This is a genomic window from Roseibium aquae (genome assembly GCF_008711285.1).
GTDB lineage: Bacteria > Pseudomonadota > Alphaproteobacteria > Rhizobiales > Stappiaceae > Roseibium > Roseibium aquae.
Genome location: NZ_VXDC01000004.1, coordinates 34,327 through 52,754 on the forward strand (window position 1 = coordinate 34,327; position 18,428 = coordinate 52,754).

Sequence of the window (18,428 nt, forward strand, 5' to 3'; positions counted from 1 at the left end):
CTGGATGTCTCCAATTCGTCCATCGGGCCTAAAGGCTAGGGTTTAAAAATCGGATTTGGGACGGCACCAGCGTCATGCCGACAGAGTTCGGGCTCACGCCGTTTTGCATGGTCGGGTCCATCAGCGCGCGTGTTGCCGGCATGCATTGCAAGAACAGCTTGGTCGATCCCTTCACATTTCGGCTGTTGGAGCACACCATGCCGGACGCGACCCCGGGGCCTGGCCCGCTGACCGTCACCGGTGCGAGATTGGTCATGTTGTGCGCGGGCATGCACATGATGAGAGACCGGAAACAGGTCGGGATCTCGGTCATCCGGAACCCCATGGAAAAAAGAGGGATGGGGATCGGCCCGACCGGCGTGGCTTGCAGGTAGACGTCGGGGACAGAAAAATCCATTCCCGGAATGGGCCCTTGCGAGTTGACGAACGGCATCAGTAGATCCCTCCACCGGGTGTTGCTTCGCCATCCAGCCGGACGTGTTCCGGCTTGTAGAGCTCGGCGATCGCGCGGTCTTGATCGGTCTCGATGCGCGAACCCGAGGTTCCCAACATCACCGTTTGATTCACCTGCGCGGCATGCAGTTTGGTGTTGAAGAAGGCGCTTGCCGACAAGGACGCGGCGGACAGATCGGCGTGGGAAAAGTCCGCCTGCTGAAGATTGCATTGCTCCAGCAGGACCGCGCGGCAGTCGGCCTCCTGAAAAACGGCGGAATACAGATTGGAGCCGTTCAGCCGTGCGCCGGACAGGCTCGCCCCTGCAAAATTTGCCATCGGCAGGCGGCTCGCGCTCATGTCCACGCCGTCCAGCTTGCTTTTCACGAATGCGGTTGAGTTTCCGGACACGCCCCGAAGGCTCGCACCGGAGAAGTCGCATTCGGCGAAGACCGAGGCATCCAGAAGCGCTCCGTCCAGATTGGTGGTCTGGAACTGGCCCTTGTGAAAGGTGCAGTGCTGCCAGCTTTGCCCGGACAGATCCATGCCGGAGAGGTTGGCATCCGCGAAAAGGGCGATGTCGATATGCGCGCCCGACAGGTCGGCGCTCCGCAGATCGGCCTCGGTCAGCATGAAGTTGGACAAAACGCTGTTTTCCAGCCGGATATTGTCGATCTGGCAGGACAACGCCACGGTCCGGTAGAACGCGGATTGAGAAAAATCAGTATCCTGAAGGTTGGCCTTTGCGAAGGAGACCTCCGAAAACTGCGTTCTGGAGAAACTGCCTTTCGAGGCATCGCTCGATACAAGCTGGAACCGTTCCAGCATGGTGTCCGACAGGTCCACCGATTGCAAATTGCAGTCGACGATTTGCGCTTCGCGCAAGGTGGCGCCACCAAGGCGGACATTGGCCATGTTGCAGGAAACCAACTGCGCACCGGTGAGATTTACCCGCTCGAAACTGCAGGCGGACAGGTCGCAGGAAATGAACCGGATTTTGGTCAGGTCGCGTGCGGACAGATCGAGCCCGGATGCGTCGCGTTCGATGATCGGCTGCTCATGTTCCCAAAACGCGAGCACGTCTTCCAGCGAGATCGGGATTTTGGGCGGCCGGTCAAGCATGGGTTGGCTGCTCCAACAGGGTAAGTGCGAGGTTCGCGCCGGTGAAATCGCAACTGGCGAGTTTGGCCTCCAGGAGATTGGCGGCGTAGAGATTGGCATTGCGCATGGAGCAGCGGCGCAAATCGGTTTGCGTCAGGGACGCTCCGTACAGATGCGCACCGAAGAAATCGCTGTCGCGCAGCACCGACTTCCCGAACAGGGTGTTGTGAAACGATCCCAGGCGGAAATCGGTAGCCTCCAGCTGGCAGGTATTGAAGAAGACGGAATTGCATCTGGCGCGCAAGAAGCAGCTTTCCGCCATTTGGGCCGTGTTCCAGGAGCTGTCTTGCGCGGAAATTTCGGAAAAGTCGCTCGCGGTCAGGTCGCTATTGCCCATGAACCCCACCGACAGCATTCTCGCGCCGGCAAAAGTGCTGCCCGGCGCTTGAATTTCCGTGAACCCGATGCGTTCCAGGTCGCTTTGGGCGAAATTCGCCGATCCGAGCGAAACCGTGACGAAAACGGCCCGCTCGACCCGGCTTGCGCGCATGGACAGATCCAGAGCGCTGCCGGAAATCAACTGAAGATCGCGGATTTCACTTTCCGTGAAGGCGGTCCGGTCGAGAGTGCATTCGATGAAACGGACCATGCTCAGGACCGCTCCGGTCGCTTTGGTCCCACTGAAATCCGATCGTATGACCACAAGGTCGTCGAGGGTGGCGCGGTCCAGATTGGCCTCCAGCATCCGGACCCCGCTCAAATTGGCCTTGCTCAGGTCCGCATCCGACAGATTGGCCTTGTCCAGACACGCACCGGTAAACACGGCACCGGACAGGTTGGTCCGGGCAAAATTCGCCCCGGTCAGGTCGCATTGTTCGAAGAAGGTGTCTCGCAGGTCGCACCCGGAGAAGTCGATCCCCTGCAATTGGGCTCCAGCCAGGTCGGCGCCCTTGAACGTGTGACCTTTCGCCCGCTCGTCGCGGACGAACGCGCCGAGCCTGTCAGGAACGCCCTCCGGCAGCGCCTCCATCGGGAAAATCGCGGCGGGTGACTGCTGCCGGGCGACTTTCAGGCTTTCCGCGATCTGGGTCTCCGCCTCGTCGAAGCGGATGCGGCCGTCGTCCATGGTTTTCCGGGCAGCTTGCGATGGAGAGAGGCCTTCAAGATCGGCTTTGCCCGCTGTTTCGATTTCTCCGATCACGCCCATCAGGTCGCCCAGGACATCGGCCCCGTCGTCCCGTGTCACAAACGGCATGTTCATGTCCCGAAGCGCTGCTTCGAGCTGATCCGCCAGTTCCTTTGTCTTGGCCTTGCTCTCCTCGCTGACCAGCGGATCGTCAGTCAGGATGCCGGCCCGGGTGAGGGTTTCGGGGGACCCGCCGTCCGGGCCGACAGCGGGCTCGGCGCGTCCGGCCTCGCCAACGAGCGCGGCGAATGTGTCGTTCATTGCGCCGGGCGGCCGTTCCGGCCCCTTGTCAATCTGGTCGATCGCGGACAGATCGAGAACGTTGAGCGTCTGGCGGGCATCATGCAGGATCGACCCCTCCGGCAGTCCCAGCGCCCGCGCGACTGCCTTCCGGTAATGGGTCTCAATGACGTCAGGCCCTTCGCTGGAGCCGTTGTCAAGGTCGTCGAACGCCGATTGCAAGGCGGCCTTGAGATGGTCGACGGCCTCAGGGTTGCCGATTTCTTCGGCGGGAGGAAACGTCGCGCCGGTTTTCGCCTGGTCCAGGCCCCGGCTTGCCGCCTCCAGAGCGTCCTTGACGGACGGGTCCAGCTCGATATCGGCATAACGCGCAAGATGCGCGTCATCGACGATCTCGCGGCTGACATCGCCCGACATCATCCCGGCAGGTAGGGAAGCGACAATGGCACGCCGCTGCAATTCAGCCTGGGCAAGCTCCCGGTTTTGCCGTTCGGTCAAAGCGTCCTGGAGAACCTTCATATCCTCGAGCAGCTCGGCCAGATCGAGGTCTCCGTTTTCGATTTCCTCGGCCGTGGGAATGCCGACCAGCGGAATATCGTCGATCACACTGTCGTCGGGCGGGGGAAGGAGATTGGCGGGCAGCCCCTGGTCTTCCAGGGTCTTGCGCAACCCCCAGTTCTGATTGGCGAGGAACCGGTCGCGGTCCGCCTTCGCCTTTTCAAGCTTTGCCTTACGCCGTGCACTGATTTCGGCCGCATCCCGCTCCGGCATCAACTGAAAATCCGCCAAGGCATACTTGTGCGCCTCGTCCTTGGAGGTGCGCCTGGCGTAAACATCGGCATAGTAGGATGGGTCGCGCGGCGGCGCGCCGGCATCTTCCAGAGCGACCATGACCGCGCTGATGTCTTCAGCGAACCGGTCTTGCCCCCGGACCAGAGCCCGGAAGGTCATGGTGGCCTTTTCGACGTTCGGAAACAGCGTGATCGTGTCGCAGCGCATCTGCGTTTCGATCAGCGCGTTCTCGGCCAGGTTGAAGTAAAAGCAGCGCCCGCGCAGGCGCGGTATCGTACCTCCGACGGCGGGCGCGCCGCACGACATGCCGCTGACGCTAAAGGTCTCGCCGCCCTGGAAAAACGCGTCCAGGCGCTGGTCTTCGGGCGCTTCGCAGTGATAGAGCGGATTGAAGTCGTCCGGTTTGCATGGCGACACCGACTTGATCCACGCTTCATCATAGGTGCCCAGATAGGTTAGGCGCCGCGCGTCATCCGCTGGCAGCGGTCCGAAATGGGCCGGGGCCGGGCAATCATCCACCGATCTGATCAAGGCGCGGGGATCTTCAATGTTCGGCAGCGGCGCATCATAGCCCGCGTCGACGAGCGCGCGCGCACCGTGACCCTTGCCGCGCCGGTTGGCCGCATAATTCTGGCCGCCAAAGGCCTGAACGTCTCCGATCGGCATTTTCAGAAAGGGAACAGGCCGGGACATTTCGATGCCACGGTCGGTCAAGCGCCAGACCCTGTCGCCAAACACCGCCAGGGACTTGGTCAACGCGCCAAAGCGGAGCGTCACCTGCGTCGCTTCCACCGGAGTGTCGGATGGCGACAGCGCGCACCCGGCGACCAGCACCTCAGCTTTCGGTTTGAGCTGTCCCTTGTCGAAAACGGCACCGTTGGGCAATTGTTCGGCAACCATCGGCCAAAGCGCTTGTTCCGTCAAAAGACGCCCGGGTTCGGCGAGATCAAACAGCACGTGCGCGCTCACGGTGGTGTGCGCGCCTCCGCGCACCGGTTCGGTCACGTAGGCAGCGGACACACGTGTGGGTTTGACGATGGCCGGCACTTGGTTCCTCCGTTGACGACGCGGCGCTTGCACCGGTCCCATCAGGGTCACCTGTCTCACAAGTATATGTCAGACACGCGTCCCTGCCGCCGACCAGGGCATGACCAGATGACGATGCTCCCGATCCTGCGGCTTGCCAGCGCTCAAGGTGCGGGACCCGGTCATGACGGTCAATTCCTATTTCTGTTCACACTGTCAGTTTCCGCAAGCCTCCGGTATTTTGAAAAACCCCGGAAATCCGCCGTATTTTGCCGCGGCTGCGGGCGGCGAGGCACGTGTGTCCGGTTCCGGAAGCCGCCAGCAGGCCGCTTTTGCGCGAGAATATCTGCGCGCTTTCTCCGGTATTGTGCAGTTTCCTGCACAGCGTCATATTTTAACGATTAGGGGCATGTCTTGGTTAGGGAATTGAATCTAAAGGAATATTCATGTAGAAACGTGTTTGGCACGGCGCTTGCGTTGAGGGGGTATGCTGGCAACGGCCGTTGGCAGCGCAGGGTTTCAAACCACTGAGAACGGGAGCATCCCATGCCAAACATCGCATATGTATCCATCAAAGGCGCTACCCAGGGCGACATTACCTCGGGTGCCGGCACCGCCGATTCCATTGGCAACAGCTGGCAGGAAGGTCATGAAGACCAGGCTTTGGTCTACAAGTTCGAGTGCAACGCGCTCGTCCCGCGTGACCCGAACTCGGGAACGGCCATGGGAACGCGCAGACACCAGCCTTCCAGCTTCATCAAGCCGCTCGACAAGTCCAGCCCGCTGTTGTGGCAGGCATTGTCCACTGGCGAAAACCTGGAAATCGAGGTGCATTTCTGGCGCACCGCGACCACCGGTCAGCAAGAGCACTATTTCACGATCAAATACACCGATGCGGTTCTGGTGGAGGGTCGGACCCTGCTCCCGGATGTGAACGACGACAGCAATTCTTCCCGCGGTGATCTCGACCAGTTCTCGTTCTCCTACCGCAAGGTGGAGTGGACCCACGAGAAAGCGGGCACTTCGGCATCCGACGACTGGCGGGCTCCGGTGACCTGATGTCCCGGCCGGGACCACAATCTGTGTAAAGTGGATGGCCGCCCCTTTCGGGCGGCCTTTCCCATGCGTCACCATGAAGCGTTAACGACTTTCCAAGATTGTCATCGATGGATGATTCTGCGATCGGAAAAATCGAAGAACGCCTGTCACACATAGCGAGTACCTGAACACCAGACTTTTCATCAAAAAGGGATTGGACAGAGCCGTGCTTGACCTAGACCTGCGCCGCCTTATCGGACGCCTTAATGCCTATTCACGCCGGTCCCTCGAAGCTGCGGCCGGGCTAGCGGTCACCCGGGGGCATTACGAAGTCACCATCGAGCATCTGCTTCATGTGTTCGCGGAAGACAGTCAGCACGACGTGCAGAGTGCCTGCCGGCAGTTCGAGGTCGATCCTGCCAGTTTCAAGAAGGAGCTGCATGCGGTTCTGGAGGGCATGAAGCGCGGCAATCAGGGCCGTCCTGTTTTTGCACCGCTCTTGATCGAGTGGGTTTCCGATGCCTGGCTGATCAGTTCGGTTGAGTTCGATCTGGATCAGGTGAGGTCCGCAACGCTGTTCGGTGCAGCGCTCGCGCAGCCCAACCGGTATGCCGATACCCGATGGCTCGATGTTTTCGATGGCCTGACCTTCGCCCGGTTCAAGACCGAGTTCGCGAACATTCTCGAAGGGTCGGAGGAGACAACCTCCGGGACCGGACGCGGCCATGCGGCGCCCAGCGAGGGAAAAGGGGCGGTCGCGCCGGGAATGAGCCCGGACAGCGCGCTTGCCCGGTTCTGCACGAATTTCACCCAATTGGGGCGCGAGGGCAAAATTGACCAGGTCTTCTGCCGTGACCGCGAAATCCAGCAGATGATCGACGTCCTGGGGCGCCGCCGCAAGAACAACCCGATCTGCGTCGGGGAGCCGGGCGTCGGCAAGACAGCTGTTGTCGAGGGGCTGGCCCGCAAGATTGCCGAAGGCGATGTCCCGGACATGCTCAAGGATGTCGAACTGATCGGGCTCGACCTTGGCATGCTGCAAGCCGGCGCCGGGGTGAAGGGCGAGTTCGAGAACCGCCTCAAGGGGATCATCGACGAGGTGAAGAGCTCGGCCAAACCGATCATTCTATTCATTGACGAGGCGCACATGCTGATTGGGGCCGGCGGTTCAGCCGGCGGTGCGGATGCGGCCAATCTGTTGAAGCCGCCCTTGGCGCGCGGCGAATTGCGAACGGTCGCAGCCACGACCTGGAGTGAATACAAGAAGTATTTCGAGAAGGATCCCGCGCTGGAGCGCCGCTTTCAGCTGATCAAGCTGGACGAGCCCAGCCCGGACCAGGCCATCACCATCATGCGCGGTCTGCGCGGGGCATATGAGAAGAACCACGGTGTCTATATCCGGGACAACGCGGTCGTGGCGGCAGCGAAGCTTTCGGCCCGATATATTTCCGGGCGCCAGCTTCCGGACAAGGCGGTCGATGTGCTGGATACTGCCAGTGCCCGCGTCAAGCTGTCCTTGTCGTCAAAGCCGTTTCTGATCGAGTTGAAGGAAAAGCAGCTCGGCGAACTGAAACGCGAGCGCGATGCGCTGATGCGCGATTTTCAGGCGGATTTCGTCTCCGGAGACGAGGCCCTCGGCGAAGTTGACGGCAAGATTGCCGCAGAGGAGGCCGAGATCGCCGATCTCACACAGCGTTGGGGCCAGGAGAAGGCTTTGGTCGACGAGATCTTGAAGATCCGACACGATCTCGGGCTGAGCCTGGAAGAGGTCGCCGGTGAGATCGCCGAAACGAATGACAACGCGCAACCGGACCAGGTGGCTGCGAATGACAGCGCCGATCCTGACACAGCTTTCGAAGCTGGCGAGGCGAGCCCGGAAGCGGATCCCGAGGCGATGAAGGTCCGCTACGCGGAACTCGCCCGTGCCCTGAAAGATGTTCAGGCCGGCGATCCCTTGGTCTCCTTCGAGGTGACGGAAGACGAAATCGGACAGGTGATCGCCGACTGGACGGGGGTTCCGCTTGGCCGGATGGTTCAAGACGAGGCGGAATCCATCCTTTCCCTGTCGGAAAACCTCAAGGCGCGGGTGATCGGCCAGGACCATGCGATCCAGTCGATCGATGAAGCCCTGCGCACCGCCAAGGCCGGTGTTCAGAACCCGGATGCGCCCATGGGGGTTTTCCTCTTTGTCGGCCCGTCCGGCGTCGGAAAAACGGAACTGGCAACGGCGATCGCCGATCAATTGTTCGGCGGCGAACGGTTTCTCGTGTCAATCAACATGTCCGAATTTCAGGAAAAGCACACCGTATCGAAACTCGTGGGCTCGCCGCCGGGCTATGTCGGCTATGGTGAGGGCGGCGTGCTGACGGAAGCCGTCCGGCAGCGTCCCTATTCCGTCGTGCTTCTGGATGAGGTCGAGAAGGCCGATCTGGAGGTGATGAACCTGTTTTATCAGGTCTTCGACAAGGGCGTTCTGGCCGATGGCGAAGGCCGCCAGATCGATTTCAAGAACACCATCGTCGTCCTGACCAGCAATCTCGCGACCGATGTCCTGACCGAAATGGGAACCTTACCCCAAAAGCCGTCGGTCGATGAATTGACCGCGGCGATCCGGCCCATCCTGAGCGCGCATTTCAAGCCGGCGCTTCTGGCGCGCATGCAGATCGTGCCGTTCTATCCGCTGATCGGCGAGCCGCTGGCCAAGATCGTCCGGCTCAAGCTGAACAAGGTCGGCAAACGGCTTTCGGATAACCAGAAGATGACCCTGGATTACTCACAGGCCGTGGTCGATACGATTGCGGCACGCTGCACCGAGGTCGAGACCGGCGCCCGGAACATCGATCACATCGTGAACCGCACCATCTTGCCGCAGCTTTCGACTGAGCTTCTGACCCGACTGGGGGCGCAGGAGGCCGAATTCACCAAGGCCATGATCGATGTCGGTGCCGATGGACAGTTCACCTATACGCTGAGCTAAGGACCGCATGATTCACACATGCGGATGGAGGAGACAATAACGGCTTGGTTTCCTTCATTCCTTTTTCTTGAACTAGATATGGTGGTTATCAATGGTTCTTGAAAACTTGCTTGAACTGACCTCGGCCCTTGCGGAGGACCGGAAGGTCGAATCGGTGATCGAACTTGTGCTTCAGGCCACCATGAAGCTGACAAAAGCCGACGGCTGTTCCCTCTACACGCTTGATACTCTAGGTCAGCATCTCCACCGGGCCTCCTCGATGTACAACGGGCCAGTCGGGATCATGCCGATTGGTGAGCGTATCCCGATCTACCGGCCGGATTTCTCGCCCAACCTGCAGGAGCCGGCCACGTTGGCGGTCTCCACGGGGGCAACCGTCAACATCAACCATATCGAACATGCAGTCGGTTATGACTTCGCCCGGATCCATGAGGACGACAAGTTGGGCGGCACGGTGACCCAATCGCTTGTGATTGTCCCGCTCACGGTTCAGCGCGACCGGTCGATCGGGATTCTTCAAATCGTCAATCCGCGCAATGGCGCGGGGACGCCGGCGGCCCTGTCGCCGGACACCTTGAAAGCGGTGGCAGGCTTCGCCACCCATGTCGCCCTTCGTCTTTGGAACGGGCGCCTGGTGGAGGAAAACACCCGCCTCAAACGCCAGTTCGACCGCTATCTTGCCGACCTGCCGAAACAGCGGCGCAAGCAAAAACCGCTGCCTCTTCTAAAGAAGCCGCAGGACCTTGTGGGAGACAGCCCGCCGATCGAGCGGGCGATTTCGTTGATCGGCAAGGCTGCGGCCTCCGACATTCCGGTTCTGCTGCGCGGTGAGACCGGGACGGGCAAGGAGATGATGGCGAGCTTCATCCACACCTCCAGTCCGCGTGTGGACAAGGCATTCGTGGTGCAAAACTGCGCGGCGCTTCCAGAGGCGCTACTGGAGAGCGAGTTGTTCGGTCATGTGAAGGGCGCTTTCACCGGTGCGGCGACCAACAAGCAGGGCCTGGCCCATGAAGCGCATAACGGCACTCTGTTTCTCGACGAGATCGGCGACATGCCGCTCGCGCTGCAGGCGAAGGTGTTGCGTTTGCTTCAGGAAGGAGAGGTCCGCAGGGTCGGCGCCACGAAGACGGAGTATGTCGATGTGCGGATCGTCGGCGCGACCAATGCCAATCTAGAGGAAAAGATCGAAGCGGGCGAGTTCCGCAAGGATCTGTACTACCGTCTGAATGTCTTTCCGATCAACATACCGCCGTTGCGGGAACGGCCCTCGGATATTCCGGCGCTGATCGATCATTTCCTGAAGCGCGCGTCGGCCAAGGCCAACAAGCCCGTTCCAGTTGTTGCGGCCGACGCGCTGGAAGCGCTGATGTGCTGGAGCTATCCGGGCAATGTCCGAGAGTTGAAGAACATTCTGGAACGGGCGCGGTTGATGGCGGATGAAGGTTATCCGATCGAACTCCGGCATTTGCCGCCCGAACTGGCGGGCGCCGGGGATGATACGCGCATGTCCCAGATGATGAGCCGGATTCCAGACGGCGATCTCAAATCGATTGTCGGTCAGTACGAAGCTCTGGTGATCGAGGCGAAAATGCGCGAAGCTAACTGGAACAAGAGCAATGCGGCGCGCAATCTCAAGGTCAGCCGCCGGACCATCATTGAAAAGTTGAACCGATACAACATTCACCGGCCGTCGTCGTGAAGGCGCCTTGAGGACCTCCTGACCGGATTGACCCGCCTCGCGGTCATTCAAGCCGGTCAAGGATTTTCAAGCACTTCAAGATGAGCGAGCAACTTTTCCGGTCAGATTGGAGCGTGCCGCTTCAGTCTGGCCGGGAACTGCACGAGCGGGGACAACAAAGCTGAGACTGCCCGGACTGAAATCGCGATCCCGCGCGTCGGAGGAACAGCCGTATGGCACGGCGGCCAGCCTGCAAGCCTTTCTGGGTGGCCGTCTGCCTTATGACGATCTCCTGCGGGGATTGAAGGAAAGCGCGTCGCAGTCCGCGGAAGCGGTTCGCGAGATCCACGCGGCGCTTTCGGAAGCCGTGGAACTGGGCCGCTTGCCGCGCGATCTCGAACTGATCATCAAGACACAGCTTCCAAAACCCGATCCGGTGGATGCAGATGCCGCTGGTGCTATGGCCGGGGCCAGAGCGGGAGCCGGTGAGGGAAACGCGCCCGGGCCGGTGGGACGCCCCGAAAACATGGCTTCTACTGAGAGCGGGGCCGAAGATGATGATCTGGACGCGCCGACCGTGCCGCATGCCGTTGTGGGCACCTCGTCCTTGCCGCATCCGGGTGCCGGGGCGCCGGGGCGCTCCTATCTTCCCCCCTTGCCGTATCTCACCACACCGCCCGCATTGGCCGGCGATGAGATGCGGGCCAAGGTCGATGAGGTCGTCCTGGGCTCCCTGGTCGGTGACTACAAGGGCTTCCGCAAGGCTCGGGAAACAGGGGAACTGCCGGTCCGGAGCGCAGAAAAGCCCGAGAAAGTCGATCAGTTCCTGACCGGTTTCAAAAGCGCCCGCTTTCGCTCCGATGCCCGCCGGGCGGCCTCGGGCCGGTCCCGCGGCGCGGCCAGTGTCGAGGATTTCGACGGCGGCGGGCAGCCGCGCGCCACAGTCGGCTCGATCCTGCGCAACCGGTTCATCCTGGACGAGGAGATCGGCCGGGGCGGGATGGGCGTTGTCTATTCCGCCGTCGACCGGCGCCGGCTCGAGGCCGGGCATGACCAGCCCTATGTGGCCATCAAACTGCTCAGCGATGCCTTTCGCTCCAACGCGGATGCGCTTCGCCTGATGGAAGCCGAAGCCCGCAAGGCACAGTCGCTGGCCCATCCGAACGTCACCAGCGTGTATGATTTCGACCGGGACGGCGGAGAGGCCTTCATCGTCATGGAACTGCTGCAGGGCAAGGTGCTCGATCGCCGCCTGGCGGAACGCGTCGGCCAGGCCCTGCCGGGCGAGGAAGCCCGGCGGATCCTGCGGGAGTTGTGTTCCGGCCTGGCCTACGCGCACAGCCGCGGCGTCATCCATTCCGACTTGAAGCCAGGCAACATCTATGTGTTGCCGGACGGCAGCGTCAAATTGCTGGATTTCGGGCTTGCCGCGGCAGCCAAGGCGGCCGACGGCGCGCAGGATCTGGCCGGTGCCCTGACAACCTCCTATGCCAGCCCTGAAATGTTCGAAGGCGCGCCGCGCGACCCGCGGGACGACATTTTCGCCCTTGGGTGCCTGGCCTATCAGATGCTGTCGGGCCGTCATCCCTTTGCCATGCGGCCGGCCAATGAGGTGGCCGCGTCCGGGGAGCGGCTCAGGCCGCTCGACCGCACCGATCCTCGCCTCTGGGAGGCGATCCGGCGCGCCTTGAGCTTCGGGCGGGACCAGCGGCTTGGAAGCGTCGCCGAATTCCAGGCGGCACTCCCGGGCTGACGGCGGCCCGGCCGCTGGACGGCGGGCGCCGCGGCGTCACGCGATCAGGTCGACAATACCCTCGATGGACCGCGTGAAGGGGTGATCGGGTTCCAGTGTCCGGATCAGGCCGGTGCTGCCGATCTGGATCAGATCGGTGGTCAGCGGCAGGACAGCGGCCACCGGGGTCCGGTAGTTCGAGAAGATGCGCTGGGAAAGGTCCTGGAAGTCGAATGTTTCCAGCGCCTTGTTCACAACAAGATAGAGTTGGGGAACCTCGAGCTTGCGGGCCAGCTCCAGGGTGACGGCGGTGCCCTGATAGTCCTGGATATCTGGGCGGAGGATCAACAGCAAAGTGTCCGAAATGGCGATGGACAACAAGGTTTCCTCGTTCACCCCTGGATGCGTGTCGATCAGCAGGTAATCAAGCTCAAGACCCTCGCACAGTTCCAGAAAGCCGCGATTGAGATCTTCGACATCGTATTTTTCCTTCAGGATCCGGGCGATTTCACCGGTCTTGATGGAGGATGGCACGAGGAAGACCTTGCCGCTCTCGGGCAAAACCGCGTTGCCGTTGGCATCGACCACGCCCGGCGACACGTCGATCGCCGTATCAGTGATCTTGCAGTGGCCCCACAGGTAGTTGTTCAAGGTGTTGACGACCGGTTGCAGATCCACTTTGAACAGGGTGTGGATGCCCGGCGACTGAATGTCGGTATCGACGATACAAACCCGGCGGCCTTGCAAGGCAAGGGATGCCGCAAGGTTCGCGGTCACGTTCGATTTGCCCGTTCCGCCACGATAGGAGTGGGTGGAGATGATCTTGGTCACGGAAGCTCCTGGCAGCTTGGCCCCGGTCAGGAGGACTTGAAGCGGGATCTGAGTTGCTTGGCGCGCGATTGAAGCGATTTGAAATAATCGGATTCCGCCACCTTCTGAACTTCCATTTGCGCCTCGGTTTCGTCATAGGCGACCTCGAACTTGTCGAGGCGAGTCTTCAGTTCGGCGTTTTCCTTGCGCAGCTTCGCCTCGGCGATTTCCAACTGACGTTTGGTCTCGCTGAGATCGGAAATGAGCTGGCTGGAATGGAATTCCCGGGCTTCGACCTGCACCACCATGCCGGCGAAACTTTCGGCAAGGGCCCGGATCTCGCCCGGCACGGCCTCATTGGTGATGACCTCATACAGGTCGTCGATGTCGTCGAAGCGTCCGTTCGCTATGGCTTCGCAGGTTTTCGCCAGGCTGGCGAGAGCGGCTTCCATGGTCATGGGCGTTCCGATGGGGTGTGCGGATCTGCTTTGTGCTTTGCGCATTCTTACAGGAACGCGGCGCGGTTCAAAAGGGGGTTGGCCCTGTGCCCGGCGTCTACCACCCCGGCTGGGGGTCTGGATCAGCTTGATGTCAGAACGGCCGGCAGGCGGGCCTTGCGGTTTTCGGCCGTCATGTCCGGAGGCCTCAGGGTGTCTGCCGCTGGACCATCGCGTTCTCCCATTCCTCCAGAAACGCCCGCTTGTTGAGCGGGTCGAGATAGATCATGAGGGCAGGGCCCAGGCGGATCGGGCCAAAGCCGGGGCTCGTCGTTTCCGGTGTGTGATCGAGCAGGGGGAGCGCCCAGGAGCCGGGCCGATTGCCTTGACCGGCGGCGATCAGGCCATCGACAAAAGCTCCGGCGGCCGCAATGTTCTGTGCCGTTGCAGGAATGATCGCCGTGCGCAGGATCACGTTGGAAAAGTCCTGCATGCGCAGGATCTGGACGCGGCCCGAGGTTTCGTTCGCCGCCTGTTCGGCGGCATAGCTGCCCAGCACGTTGTATGCCAGGGCAAGCTGACCGTTTGCCACGTCCTCGATCATTTGTCCCGAACAGCAATAAAGACGCGGCGCCAAACGTCCCAGCACCTCCGACAAACGCCAATAGGCGTCGGTCGATCGGGCTTCCTGGGTGGCGAAAAGATAGCCGAGGCCGCTGTCGCGCACATCATAGGTGCCGATCGCCCCCTTGAAGCGGTCTGGATTGTCCCGCAACACAGAGATCACCTCCTGGCGGGTTTCGGGGATCGGAAGACCCTGGAAGCGTTCCGCCGAAATGACGACGACTGCCGGCTCCGCCGTGAAGGCGAAGATCTGATCCCGCCAGCGGGCCCAATCGGGCAGGCTGGCTGTTTGCGCGGAGCGGTAGCTCTTGGCAAGGCCGTCATTGACCAACTGGAATTGCAGGTCCATGGCCGAGGAGATCGCGACGTCCACATTTGCCCCATCGCGGATGGCCCTGTGAAGTTCCCCGGAGGAGACGACCGAGTATTCGATGCTGATCTGGGGGTTTCTTGCATGAAAGCTGGCCAGAAAGGGGCTGAACAAGGCCAGGTCGCCCGTTGACAGGATCCGCAAAACGCGTTCGCCCGTCCCCTCCAGGCGCTTGTATTCCTCGACGTCGAGGCTGCTGGCCGTGCCCGTCCACACGGTTACAATCAGGCCGATAAGATAAGCGAGACGCATGCCCCTTGTCCTTCCGGGCCCTTGCCCAGTTCGAGCCGGCCACCATGCGCCTGTATGGCGGCCTCGGCAATGGTCAACCCAAGGCCAGAGCCGACAATACCCTCCACATTGCAGCCGCGCCGGAAGCGTTCAGTCAGGTGTTCAACCGCGCCGTTGCCCAAGCCCGGCCCCTGGTCGGTCACGCTAACGCGGACTGTCTCCACATCCTTCAGGACACGCACAGTCACGGTCGTGTCGTCCGGTGAATACTTGATGGCGTTGTCGAGAATGTTGCGCAAGGCATTGTCGATCAGGATCGGGTCTCCCCTGACGATGGCCCGCTGTGTCTCGATCCGAAGCGCGATGTCCCGCATGGCGGCGGTCGGCTCCAGCGCGTGCGCGCATTGCCGGGCGACCTCGCCCAGATCGACCGGATCCCGTGCCAAAGCTTCGGCCCGATAGACAACGGTCGCGTGATCGAGCAATTGACCTGCCGAGCGCGAGCTTTCATCGACCGCCCTGATCATCTGCCGGAGCCGCTGCCGTTCGGCATCTCCGGTGGTCGCCCGCAGAAGGATCTCAGCCTGGACCCGCACTGTCGCAAGCGGTGTGCGCACCCGGTGCGCGGCTTCCGCGATGAAATCCTCCGATCGACGGATGGATTGCCCCAGTCTTACCATGAGCCTGTTCAACGCATCGAGCAAGGGCGCAAGTTCGGCTGGCGCCTTGTGGTGCAGCGGGCTCAAGTCGGCTGGACCGCGCCGGGCAACGTCGGCCGTGATGGTCTTCAACGGCCTGAGTGAGGCCCGTGCCACAAGGGAGGTGAGGCCGGCGGCCACGAGAAAGAACGCGATGGACAAACCGGCGGCGTGGCGTGACAGATCGGAAGTGATCGCGCCGATCCCGTATCTGGTCTGGGCGACGGTAACCGTTACGGGAACCGGACTGTTGCCGGCTTGAACGAACCGCGTGAGGGAGGCCATCCGGATGTCTTCCCCCAGATAGGACCCGGTGGCGAACCTGACGCGTCCGGGACCCTGGTCCGGTCCGTATCCGGAGGGCACCTGCAGGTCGGCGTAGCCGGTCAGCAAGCGGGAGCCGGCCACGACCTTGTAGAACACCCGGTCCTGGCTGATCGCGCCTAGCATCGAAAAGGCGGAATAAGGCAGCTCGAGGCGCACTTCGCCCTGTTCGGTCCGCAGGGTTTCGGCGATGGTCGTGACCGAGGCCGAAAGGACGTTGTCCTGGGTCCGTTCCGCCGCCTGCCGGGCAAGCCCGGTCACCATGCTCCAGGACAAGACCGACAGCAGGGCAGCCACTCCCGCCAGCAAGAGCGTCAGTTTCCGGCCGAGCGACGTGGTCGCAATCATGGCGACTGCGCCTCGATCCGGTAGCCAAGGCCGCGGACCGTTTCGATCTGAAAGCCCATGCCCTCGATGCGCTTGCGCAGCCTGCCGATATAGACCTCGATGGCGTTTTCGGTCACCGCCGAATCGAAGGTGAAAAGACGGTCCATCAACTGCCCCTTCGACAGGATCTGTCCCGGGTTCAAGGCGAAGACCTCGAGCAGACGGCTTTCCCGGCTTCTCAGGTCCACCTTCGTCTCACCCCGCCGCAAGGTACCGGACAGGGGATCGAAGAGCGCCGGCCCCAGGGCTATCTCGTTCTTGGCGGACCCGCCGCGCCTGCGCAGCACAGCCCGGCACCGGGCTTCCAGTTCGGAGAAATCGAACGGCTTTGTAATGTAGTCGTCCGCGCCCTGGTCCAGCGCGCCAACCCGGTCGGAAACCTGGCTGCGCGCCGTCAGCATGATCACCGGCACGTCCAAGCGCTTGCGGCTTTGGGCCAGAAATTCCCGGCCATCCCCGTCCGGTAGCATAACGTCCAGAAGAATGAGGTCGTAGTCCGCCGCGGCCAGACAGTCTTTGGCCGCCTCAAGGCTCGCCGCATGATCAACCGCGTGCCCATCCATGGCAAGCCGCCGCAACACCGCCTCGGCGAGTTCCTGATTGTCTTCAACCAGAAGATAGCGCAACCCGCCCTCCCAACAAAAGGTGCGCCCGCATTCGCCGGACTGTGTCAGGTTTATGTCAGCTTACTGTGGCGATGATAAGCGGCTGTCTAAATTAAAAAGTCAATTGGGAGGACTTTCATGACACTTTTGAGCTGGACTCGGCGCGGGTTCATCGCCGCAGCGGCGGCTACCATGGTAATGGGCGGTGCAGCCCAGGCCCAAAGCGAGCAGATCCTCGAACAGCTTCATTTCATCGTCCCCGGCGGCGCTGGCGGCGGTTGGGACGGGACGGCGCGCGGAACCGGCGAGGCCTTAACCAATTCCGGACTTGTCGGGTCCGCAAGTTACGAGAACATGTCCGGTGGCGGCGGCGGCGTGGCGATCGCCTACATGATCGAGAATGCGGATAGCCTGGACAACACCTTGATGGTGAACTCCACCCCCATTGTGATCCGCTCGCTGACCGGGGTGTTCCCGCAAAGCTTCCGCGACCTGACGCTCGTTGCCGGAACCATCGGCGATTATGCCGCGCTGGTCGTGCCGGCCGACAGCCCGATCGAGAACATGGAGCAACTGCTTGCGGCCTATGAAGAGCAGGGCAGTGGTTTTGCTGTCGGCGGCGGATCGGTCCCCGGTGGGATGGACCATCTGGTCGCGGCCAAGGTCATGCAGGCGGCCGGGAAAGACCCGATCGCGGTGAACTACATTCCGTATGACGCGGGCGGCAAGGCCATGGCCGGCTTGCTCTCCGGTGAAATCGACGCCCTGTCCACCGGTTTCTCCGAAGCCATTGCACTCGCGGACCAGGGGGAAGTCCGGATCCTGGGCGTGACCGCGCCCGAGCGTGTTCCATCCTACGACAGCGCTCCGACATTCGCGGAGCAGGGGATCGATGCCACCTTCATCAACTGGCGCGGGTTCTTCGCGGCGCCGGGGACCTCCGACGAGCGGGTAGCCCAGTATATCGCGGCGCTCGAAGCGATGTATGAAACGGAAGCTTGGGAAGAAGTCCGGTCCCGCAACGGATGGGTCAACATCTGGAACCCGGGCAGCGACTTCCGGACCTTCCTGGAAGAGCAGGAAAAGGAAATCGGCGACCTGATGCGGACGCTCGGGTTCCTTTAAGGCGTGAGCCCCCACGGGGCTTTGTTTCGGCGGTACCGCCGATCCGATTGCCCGGGCCGCGAAAGGATGCGCGGCCCGGGCCACATTCAAAAAAAACAAAGGGGAGGGGGACCGCCATGGCGCTCGATCGCTGGATTGCGCTGGTCTTCGTGACGTTCTGTTGTGCCTATGGCTACTTGGCCTTTGCGACAATGGACCAGCTGCTGCCACCATTCATGCAACGGAACCCGGTCTGGCCCTCGACCTTTCCGAAGGTTTTGGCCATCCTGGGCGTTATTGTCGGTCTGGTTGTTCTGTTCGGGCTGGAAAAGCCGGACAGCCAATCCGAACCGTCCGCGACCGATATCAACTACCGGCGGCTTCACGAGTACAAACTTGGCCAGGCCCTCATGCTGCTCGGGCTGATGGCGCTTTACGCCCTCTCGCTTCGGCCTATGGGCTTCCTCCTGTCGACGACGGTTTTCCTGATGGCCGGCAGTGCGATCCTCGGCGAACGCCGCTGGGTGATCATGTTCGCGGTGTCCGCCGTTGCGGCCGGGTCCGTCTGGTACCTCGTTCAGCAGGTGCTTGGGATTTTCCTACGCCCGCTGCCGTTCTTCCTTGGAGGCTGAG

Annotated in this window: 15 protein-coding genes; 7 read left to right on the top strand and 8 right to left on the bottom strand. The window is 61.7% G+C overall.

The annotated features are described in order from the left end of the window. Positions 1-28 precede the first annotated feature (28 nt). Genes F0184_RS20505 through F0184_RS07400 form a run of 3 tightly spaced genes read right to left on the bottom strand, consistent with a single transcriptional unit; the run spans position 29 to position 4,798 of the window. Positions 29-433: a PAAR-like domain-containing protein gene (locus F0184_RS20505; protein WP_172972026.1), complete on the bottom strand. Its 405-nt coding sequence runs from the start codon at positions 431-433 to the stop codon at positions 29-31. After that, the gene (locus F0184_RS07395; RefSeq protein ID WP_172972027.1) at positions 433-1,554 is read right to left on the bottom strand and encodes a pentapeptide repeat-containing protein; all 1,122 of its coding nucleotides are present in this window, start codon (positions 1,552-1,554) and stop codon (positions 433-435) included. Before F0184_RS07395 ends, F0184_RS20505 begins: the two co-directional genes overlap by 1 nt. Continuing rightward, positions 1,547-4,798 (bottom strand): DUF2169 domain-containing protein, encoded by a 3,252-nt coding sequence (locus F0184_RS07400; protein ID WP_172972028.1) that lies wholly within the window; start codon positions 4,796-4,798, stop codon positions 1,547-1,549. The genes F0184_RS07395 and F0184_RS07400 overlap by 8 nt, the downstream gene beginning before the upstream one ends. A 163-nt stretch (positions 4,799-4,961) precedes the next feature. On the opposite strand from F0184_RS07400, the gene F0184_RS07405 reads away from it, so the two are divergent. From F0184_RS07405 to F0184_RS07425, 5 genes are all read left to right on the top strand, one after another. Then, positions 4,962-5,207: a hypothetical protein gene (locus F0184_RS07405; RefSeq protein ID WP_150495548.1), complete on the top strand. Its 246-nt coding sequence runs from the start codon at positions 4,962-4,964 to the stop codon at positions 5,205-5,207. A gap of 116 nt (positions 5,208-5,323) precedes the next feature. Continuing rightward, the gene (locus F0184_RS07410; RefSeq protein WP_150495549.1) at positions 5,324-5,836 is read left to right on the top strand and encodes an Hcp family type VI secretion system effector; all 513 of its coding nucleotides are present in this window, start codon (positions 5,324-5,326) and stop codon (positions 5,834-5,836) included. Between the two features lie 205 nt (positions 5,837-6,041). Next, on the top strand, positions 6,042-8,792 hold the full coding sequence (tssH, locus tag F0184_RS07415; RefSeq protein WP_150495550.1) for a type VI secretion system ATPase TssH: 2,751 nt from the start codon (positions 6,042-6,044) through the stop codon (positions 8,790-8,792). A 91-nt stretch (positions 8,793-8,883) separates the two neighbouring features. Then, the gene (locus F0184_RS07420; RefSeq protein ID WP_150495551.1) at positions 8,884-10,494 is read left to right on the top strand and encodes a sigma-54-dependent Fis family transcriptional regulator; all 1,611 of its coding nucleotides are present in this window, start codon (positions 8,884-8,886) and stop codon (positions 10,492-10,494) included. Between the two features lie 106 nt (positions 10,495-10,600). After that, positions 10,601-12,226: a serine/threonine-protein kinase gene (locus F0184_RS07425; RefSeq protein WP_150495552.1), complete on the top strand. Its 1,626-nt coding sequence runs from the start codon at positions 10,601-10,603 to the stop codon at positions 12,224-12,226. A 36-nt stretch (positions 12,227-12,262) separates the two neighbouring features. On the opposite strand, the gene F0184_RS07430 is transcribed toward F0184_RS07425, so the two are convergent. The 5 genes from F0184_RS07430 to F0184_RS07450 form a co-directional block, all read right to left on the bottom strand. Further along, a complete protein-coding gene (locus F0184_RS07430; protein ID WP_150495553.1) occupies positions 12,263-13,036 on the bottom strand; it encodes a MinD/ParA family ATP-binding protein in 774 nt (257 codons plus the stop codon). A gap of 26 nt (positions 13,037-13,062) precedes the next feature. Then, complete coding sequence (locus F0184_RS07435; RefSeq protein ID WP_150495554.1) at positions 13,063-13,473, bottom strand: hypothetical protein; 411 nt, start codon at positions 13,471-13,473, stop codon at positions 13,063-13,065. A 187-nt stretch (positions 13,474-13,660) separates the two neighbouring features. Beyond that, a complete protein-coding gene (locus tag F0184_RS07440) occupies positions 13,661-14,698 on the bottom strand; it encodes an ABC transporter substrate-binding protein (RefSeq protein ID WP_150495555.1) in 1,038 nt (345 codons plus the stop codon). Continuing rightward, positions 14,671-16,047, bottom strand: coding sequence for a sensor histidine kinase (locus F0184_RS07445; protein WP_150495556.1), 1,377 nt, complete (start codon positions 16,045-16,047; stop codon positions 14,671-14,673). The genes F0184_RS07440 and F0184_RS07445 overlap by 28 nt, the downstream gene beginning before the upstream one ends. Then, on the bottom strand, positions 16,044-16,712 hold the full coding sequence (locus tag F0184_RS07450) for a response regulator transcription factor (protein ID WP_150495557.1): 669 nt from the start codon (positions 16,710-16,712) through the stop codon (positions 16,044-16,046). The genes F0184_RS07445 and F0184_RS07450 overlap by 4 nt, the downstream gene beginning before the upstream one ends. Positions 16,713-16,829: 117 nt before the next feature. Here F0184_RS07450 and F0184_RS07455 point away from each other — a divergent pair, with 117 nt between their 5' ends. Further along, entirely contained in the window at positions 16,830-17,816 is a 987-nt protein-coding gene (locus F0184_RS07455) for a Bug family tripartite tricarboxylate transporter substrate binding protein (RefSeq protein ID WP_150495558.1), read from the top strand. A gap of 116 nt (positions 17,817-17,932) precedes the next feature. Further along, positions 17,933-18,427: a tripartite tricarboxylate transporter TctB family protein gene (locus F0184_RS07460; protein WP_150495559.1), complete on the top strand. Its 495-nt coding sequence runs from the start codon at positions 17,933-17,935 to the stop codon at positions 18,425-18,427. Position 18,428 lies beyond the last annotated feature (1 nt).

Bases quoted from the DNA above. Each gene is read 5' to 3' on its own strand.
- F0184_RS07460 (WP_150495559.1), top strand. From the start codon at position 17,933: ATGGCGCTCGATCGCTGGATTGCGCTGGTCTTCGTGACGTTCTGTTGT.
- F0184_RS07455 (WP_150495558.1), top strand. From the start codon at position 16,830: ATGACACTTTTGAGCTGGACTCGGCGCGGGTTCATCGCCGCAGCGGCG.
- F0184_RS07435 (WP_150495554.1), bottom strand. From the start codon at position 13,473: ATGACCATGGAAGCCGCTCTCGCCAGCCTGGCGAAAACCTGCGAAGCC.
- F0184_RS20505 (WP_172972026.1), bottom strand. From the start codon at position 433: ATGCCGTTCGTCAACTCGCAAGGGCCCATTCCGGGAATGGATTTTTCT.
- F0184_RS07405 (WP_150495548.1), top strand. From the start codon at position 4,962: ATGACGGTCAATTCCTATTTCTGTTCACACTGTCAGTTTCCGCAAGCC.
- F0184_RS07420 (WP_150495551.1), top strand. From the start codon at position 8,884: ATGGTTCTTGAAAACTTGCTTGAACTGACCTCGGCCCTTGCGGAGGAC.
- F0184_RS07410 (WP_150495549.1), top strand. From the start codon at position 5,324: ATGCCAAACATCGCATATGTATCCATCAAAGGCGCTACCCAGGGCGAC.
- F0184_RS07395 (WP_172972027.1), bottom strand. From the start codon at position 1,554: ATGCTTGACCGGCCGCCCAAAATCCCGATCTCGCTGGAAGACGTGCTC.
- F0184_RS07440 (WP_150495555.1), bottom strand. From the start codon at position 14,698: ATGCGTCTCGCTTATCTTATCGGCCTGATTGTAACCGTGTGGACGGGC.
- F0184_RS07445 (WP_150495556.1), bottom strand. From the start codon at position 16,047: ATGATTGCGACCACGTCGCTCGGCCGGAAACTGACGCTCTTGCTGGCG.